At 59.1% G+C, this 6513-nt stretch carries 6 protein-coding genes and 2 pseudogenes; all 8 read right to left on the bottom strand.

What is annotated here, in order from left to right:
- A pseudogene (locus CPT76_RS28370) lies at positions 1-529 on the bottom strand (N-acetylglucosamine-6-phosphate deacetylase); the annotation flags it as partial.
- Positions 530-963: 434 nt separating this feature from the next.
- Positions 964-1737, bottom strand: a complete 774-nt coding sequence (locus CPT76_RS28365) for a glucosamine-6-phosphate deaminase (RefSeq protein WP_105445245.1) — start codon at positions 1735-1737, stop codon at positions 964-966.
- Positions 1738-1775: 38 nt separating this feature from the next.
- Positions 1776-2666, bottom strand: coding sequence for a sugar phosphate isomerase/epimerase family protein (locus tag CPT76_RS28360; RefSeq protein WP_105445244.1), 891 nt, complete (start codon positions 2664-2666; stop codon positions 1776-1778).
- 215 nt (positions 2667-2881) lie between these two features.
- The gene (locus CPT76_RS28355) at positions 2882-3820 is read right to left on the bottom strand and encodes a Gfo/Idh/MocA family protein (protein WP_105445243.1); all 939 of its coding nucleotides are present in this window, start codon (positions 3818-3820) and stop codon (positions 2882-2884) included.
- Positions 3821-3839: 19 nt separating this feature from the next.
- On the bottom strand, positions 3840-4550 hold the full coding sequence (locus tag CPT76_RS28350) for a Gfo/Idh/MocA family protein (protein ID WP_258168874.1): 711 nt from the start codon (positions 4548-4550) through the stop codon (positions 3840-3842).
- Positions 4538-4756 carry a Gfo/Idh/MocA family oxidoreductase gene (locus CPT76_RS40730; protein WP_258168873.1) on the bottom strand — a complete coding sequence of 73 codons (219 nt, stop codon included), beginning with the start codon at positions 4754-4756 and terminating at the stop codon, positions 4538-4540. The genes CPT76_RS28350 and CPT76_RS40730 overlap by 13 nt, the downstream gene beginning before the upstream one ends.
- A 224-nt stretch (positions 4757-4980) precedes the next feature.
- On the bottom strand, positions 4981-5841 hold the full coding sequence (locus CPT76_RS28345; protein ID WP_076172985.1) for a MurR/RpiR family transcriptional regulator: 861 nt from the start codon (positions 5839-5841) through the stop codon (positions 4981-4983).
- A gap of 101 nt (positions 5842-5942) precedes the next feature.
- Positions 5943-6513 (bottom strand): annotated as a pseudogene (locus CPT76_RS37935) (hypothetical protein); the annotation flags it as partial.

Genomic DNA, 6513 nt, shown 5'->3' with positions numbered 1-6513 from the left:
CCTGGGCCGCGGGCAGGCCCAGCAGGCCAGCGGGCCGCACCGAGGCCATCGCCCATGCCTCGCCGAGGCTGGCGATGCCCCGCTCCGCGAGGTGCGCGATGCCGGCGGTCATGGGCAGCGCCGAGCCCGCAAGCAGCGCGGGCTGCCCGGCCAGGTGCAGCCGCCCTGCCGGCGTCAGCGTGACGCGGCCGCCGATATGCGTGTCATACGTGCCGGGCGGCATCCCGCCGAAGCTGACGGCATCGCTGACCAGGATCAGCCGCTCGCCCTTCACCTTGGCGGCGACGCGGAGAAAAGCGTCCGGCAGGTGAAAGCCGTCCGCAATCACGCTCGCCCACAAGGGCTCCTCCGCCAGCTGATCCCATATGTAATTCGGGTGGCGGGGCAGCACCGGGTGGGCGCCGTTGCCTAGATGCGTGGACATGCGCGCCCCGGCTTGAACGGCCGCCTGGATCTGGGCCGAGTTGGCCGCGGTGTGGCCGATCGAGACCAGCACGCCGCAGCCCGTGCACCGCTCGATAAAATCCACGGCCTCCGGCCACTCCGGCGATACCGTGACGATTCGGATCCGCCTCCGGCAGCCTCCTGCCAGGACTGGAACAGTTCCCAGTCCGGCGCCCTGACATACGCAAATACGAGGTAACGCCCTCCGCCCACAGCCTCTCATTTAACTGCCGGACGGTGTCCGCCTGCAGCGGATGGGTGTTGAGATCCAGCCCCGTGTACCCATTAATCTGCAAATCCACAAGTCCCGGTCCGATGAGGAGCAGCTCCTGCCCGCCCGCCTGTGCCCCGGCAACCTGCCGGATCTCCACCTCCTCCGGTGTCCCGAGCACCTCATACCCGGCAATCACCCCACCTGCCAGGGTGAGCCGGATATGCTCCCCGGTCAGGGCATGAATGCCCTCCAGCCGGATCAGGGCGTCACGGCCGCCTGCTGCCGTGGGTTCCATCTCGCGGCGGTCAGATTCCATACGAATCCCGGTCCAGGTATAACGTACAGTTCGGGTGCTCCCGCAAAATGGAGGCCGGGCAGGCGGTCGTGATCGGTCCCTCCAGCGTCTGCGTCACCGCGCTGCGCTTCGTCGGACCCGGCACGATGCAGAACAGGCGGCCGCCGGAGAGCAGCGTAGGGATCGTCAGCGTCATCGCGGTTTCGGGCACCTCCCGGAACCGGTCAAAGCAGCCGTCCCGAACCTGCTGTTCCCGGCACATGTCGTCGAGCTCGACGATTTTTACTGTCTTCGGGTCGTTGAAATCGGCTACCGGCGGATCGTTAAAAGCTAAATGGCCGTTCTCCCCGATGCCGAGGCAGACGATATCGATCGGGGCCTCCTGCAGCAGTGCCGCATACCGTTCACACTCCGCGGCGGGATCGGCGGAGCCGTCGATCAGGTGGACGGTTCCCGGGCGGACCCGGGAGAACAGCCGGGTATCCAGAAAAGTGCTGAATCGCTGGGGAGCATCTTCGTCCAGTCCGATATATTCGTCCATGTGAAACGCGGTCACCCGGCCCCACTCGATATCTTTATCCGCTGCGAGGTAGTCCAGCAGCTCGTTCTGCGACGGAGCCGCGGCAAACACGATCCGCAGGCTGCCCCGGTCCGCCAGGATCGCCTTCATTGCTTGGGAGACATCGGCTGCCGCCGCTCTTCCCATCTCGTCTCTCGACGCGTACTGTCGGACCTGAAGACGGTCCTTCCACCACTTTTTCTCCGCCAAACGGGGACTGGGCATGATCATTCCTCCTCCATTAATTTACGAACCGCTCTTGCTTATTGCTTGCTTATTGAAATGGAGCTCCGCTCCAGCAGCTCAAACAAGGAATTCAGGCAGTCGATCGTCGCCTCTTCCCCTCCCTCGGAAAAAGCATATCCGGCCGGGCGCTTGAGCTGTTCTTCCGTCAGGCTTGACTGAAGCCTGTAGTGGGTTTCGACCACCAAATAGCCGTCATACCCCTCTTGCACCAAGCGGCGCAGCAGGCCGGCGTAATCCACCTGACCTTTTCCGATCGCCACCGCTTCGGTATGATCTCCCTGCTTCACCGCATCCTTCAGGTGGATGTGGCAGATCCGCCCCCGCAAAGCATCGTAGCCGTCAGGGTAAGGGACCTCCTGGTCCGGGTCCCACAGGTCGTTACCCGGGTCATACAATCCTTGAACATAAGGCGAATCCACCGCCCGGATCAGAGCTGCGGCTTTGGACGCATTGGAGGCGTAGACCGCCGGATCCGCTTCCAGCGCGTAAATGACGCCATGCTGCTCCAGGATTGGCACCACGCCCTTTAATTCCCGGACAATGTCGTCGAATGCCTCCTCCAGCGGGCCTTCGGCCCAGAAGCTGAAGCCGCGGACATAACGGGTGCCGAGCCGCTGCGCCAATTCCGCATAACGGGTCAAAATTCCCCGGTGTTCCGCTACTTCTTCCGCATTCCGGAGGTTGCATTTAAACACCGGGGCGGATAAGCCGCTGACCTTCAGGCCAGCCGCCCGGATCGCCGCACCGATCTCCTCAATGCGCGAATCGCTCAGCCGATACAGCTGCTCTCCGTCCACAGAACGCAACTCCAGTGCGGCCAGCCCGTACCTGCGGGCAATGCGGATCGCATCGGCGATGTCCTGGGAGATTTCGTCGGTAATGACGCCCAGTTGAAAAGCTGCATTCATGTCGCCCTTTTCCCTCCTTTCGTCACCATTATTCGTCGTCTATACAAAATCAGATCATTGCACATCTTCTCGCATGTTTCAGGTAACCCGTTATTGACTCTCAGGGTGCGCTTCGTCCAACCGTCATAGTCGGGATGCGGCAGCAGCATCTAAGACACCGAGCATGGAGCGAACCTGGATGGCTTTTACCGCGCCGCAAGAAGCAAGCGGCAACATCAGGAGCTGGCAACCGGACTGATGCCCGTATCCAGCTTCACGGTTCTGCCGGTCTCCCGGCTTTCGTTGGCCGCCTCCAGAAACGCGATGACTTCCAGCGTCTCCGCCATGTCGATCGGAGCCGCGCCCGTTTGGAACATGCGGATCACTTCCTCCAACATGCTGGCATAATACGGCTTTCCGTCCGCATACACGTCGACATGTTCGGTCCCCTGCTCACGGTGAATCAACGCTCCGAAACGGCGGTTGCCCTTCCGGTTGCCGCGCAGCGTTCCGACCCTGCCGTCCTCCCATACACCTACGGCCAGATCATGGTCGGCATTCGTGGTGACCGTGACCTCTTTACACCCTTTGCCCATGCTGCGGTACAGCATATCGGCGGCATGAATGCCGTACCAGTAAAAGCCCGGCTGCGTAGACTGCAGCTCCATGGGGCCGTAGGTATCCACCCCGATGATGTTCCCCTGATCGGCTGAGTCCAGCGCGCGGCCCAGGCCTTCCGACCAGCGGACGGAGGAGCAGCTCATGAGCGGAATTCCGTGCTCCTGTGCCAGCCGGTAAATCGCCTTGGCGTCACGGGTCGTGACGGCAAACGGCTTGTCGATAAAAACCGGCTTTCCATAAGGAACGATCTGCCGGAACTGCTCCAGGTGCACGCGCCCGTCCACGGAGAGCAGCAGGATGGCATCGGCGTTTTCGGCGGCCTCCTGGATGCTCTGGACGATGGGGACGCCGCTGTTGTCCCTGACTTCAGCTGTGAATTTGTCCACCCGCCCGATACTCAGTTCAAAATCCGGTGATCCGCCCGGATAGGCGGCCGTCACTTTCCCGCCGCGCACATGGTGCGGGTGATCCGGGTTGTTCAGCAGCTCGGCAAAGAGCGGCGCATGCGACGTGTCCAGCCCAATGATTGCGATCTTCAGTTCTTCTGTACTCATTTCCGATAATCGCCTCTTCCTACAGTTTGATTTCCTTGCCCGTACGCGAGGACTCGTAAATGGCCAGGATCAGGTCCACCGATTTCCTCGCTTCCTCTCCCGAAATGAGCGGCTCACGATCCTCCCGCACCGCCTGAATCAGGTCGTCGATCAGAATGTAGTGCCCGTCGGAAGAAATGGCATTCGGGTCGTCCGCGCCTTCGGCGGAGCCTTCTGACACGAGCGGGGCTGTATCACCGTCAACCGTTTTCCATACTTTAAAACCGCTGTCTCCGTAAATGATCGTCCCGTGCTCGCCGTGAATTTCAAAACGCGGCTCCTGGCCGGGATTGACCGACGTCGTTCCCTGGATGACCCCAAACGCCCCATTCTTATATTTCAAAACCGCAACCGCCGTATCCTCCACCTCGATGTCATGAATTAATGGAGCCGTGTAGGCAAAGACGCTGTCTACATCCCCCATCATCCAGCGGATGATGTCGATGCCGTGCACCCCCTGATTCATGAGGGCGCCGCCTCCATCAATGGCCCATGTCCCGCGCCATCCGGCGCTTTTGTAATATTCCGGGCTGCGGTAGTACTTTAAGTAGGCGTCTCCGAGCACTAACTTGCCCAGCTTGCCTTCGTTAATGGCCTTTTTGGTCAGCAGTGCATGCGGCGTGGTCCGTTTCTGGAATACTGTGGCCAGCTTGACGCCATGGCTCCGGCAGGCTTCGATCATCTCGTCCATGTCCGCCTTGGTAACTCCTGAAGCATTTGCCGGGTATCCGTATATACGTGGGCCGCTCCGAATTCCTCTGCTATTTTTGCCGCTTTTTCCGGAACGGCGTCTACGACCGCCGCCAGCTCCGCTTCCGGATGGCTCACGATGGCTCTCGCGTGCAGAGGGGCGATCACGCCGGCCCCAATAATGGCAAAACGCATTTTTTTGCTCATACCAATCTCCTCCCGGTGGGAACCACCTGTAAGTTTACAACCCCATTCTAGTGGGACCCGTCTCCACGGCCAATCGCCCATTCTGTGGCTTTGCGCACAACTTTGGCGTCATCCGCAGGATCGAAGATGAATCCGTAAAGATGTATATGACAGCGCTCTCCGGGACTTGACCATAAGCCAACAAAAAAAAAGCGCCCCCTGCCCTTCGGCAGGAAACGCTCTTCTTACAAAAAATAATTCGTGATCGACTGGTCGCTGGCCAGAAGGCCCTCGCTGTCCAGCTTCTTTTTCAAATACTTTTTATCCGAGGAAATAAACACGCTCATGATCAAATCGACCACGAACAGGAACGTAATATGATTGGACATAAAGGCGCTGTTATTGACGGATATTTTATCCGGGACAATAATATCAACGGCCGCGTTCTCCGTAATCGGCGAAGCGTCGTAGCAGGTAATCGCGATCACCTTCGCCTGATTGACCCGCGCGATGGATACCGCATCGATAATTTCCCTCGTTGAACCCGAACGGGAGAAAGCGATGACCACATCGTCCGGACCGCACTGGGAGGCGGCGATCTTCATTTCCCTGCTGTCGTTGATGGCTTCCGCCATCATGCCGATAATTGCCAGCCGGTTGCGGAGCGCCATTGCCGCCAAAAATGAATCGAACAATCCGATGACCACGATCCGGCGGGCATTCTTCAGCAGATCCACGACCTGGTTCAGCTGCTCCTCCGTCACGAGCGCGGATGTGTTCACGATCAGCTCATTATAATCCAAAGCGAGCGCATCAATGGGATTGATCTCGCGTCTTTCCTTCTTCTTCGCCTGCATATCCCGGTAGAACGCGTCCTGGGCAAAGGCAATCTTGAAGTCGTTGAAGCCTTTGTAGCCGACCTTTTTGCAGAAGCGGTTAATGCTCGTCTCGGACACGCCGATCTCATTCGCAATCGCCGTGATGGTATTGCGGGTAATAAACTCCGGATTATGAATGACAAAGTTGGCGATTTGATTTTCGCCGTAGGTTAACTTTTGGGTTTGCGATACGATTTTGGCGATGACGGCCGGAACCTGTGAAGACATGTGACCTCCTCCTGACCTACCTGTGGGAAAATAGCTAATCCGGTAACCCCCGCTAGCACACCCCATTATATCATACAAGGGAAGGCATTTAGAAAACGATGTCACAACGCCGCCGCATGGCCGCTCTTCCAAGCCTCGACTTCCCGGTAAAAGTCCTCTTCGCTTAAAGAACCGGTTTGGATCAGGAAGGCGTAATCCAGTACATTCGGCAGGAAAGGCAGGCCCATCATCTCCTTACAAAAGGCGTGGGCAGCGATTTCGCTGCACTGAACGACGCTCGAGCGCTTCACCAGCCGCCTGCCCAGCCGGAACACCTCGACCGGCTCCAGCAGGTCGTTGGTAAACTGCCCGGCCCGGTACTCCACATAGTGAAAAAATTCATGCGCCAGGTGGATATCGACCAGCCGCTCCAGCTCATCGTCCTGAGGGGCGGGTGGGCGCTCCGAATGTGGACCTGGCGTGCGCCCTGACGGCTGCAGCGCATTGCCTGGGCCTGATTTCGCGTACGCCGAATGATTTGCCTGTTCTCCCGGGCTCATGACCGCCCGGTATGCATCCGCCATACCGCGGAGGGATGCGGCGTAAATGACTACCTCCGGCGGCGTTTGGTGAAATCGATCTGCGCCCGCAGAGAGAGCTGATGAAACGTCCGGAGCGGTCTGTGATTTCGAG

The organism is Paenibacillus sp. AR247 (assembly GCF_002968895.1).
Classification (GTDB): domain Bacteria; phylum Bacillota; class Bacilli; order Paenibacillales; family Paenibacillaceae; genus Paenibacillus_AQ; species Paenibacillus_AQ favisporus.
This window is presented reverse-complemented; position numbering and strand designations above follow the sequence as displayed.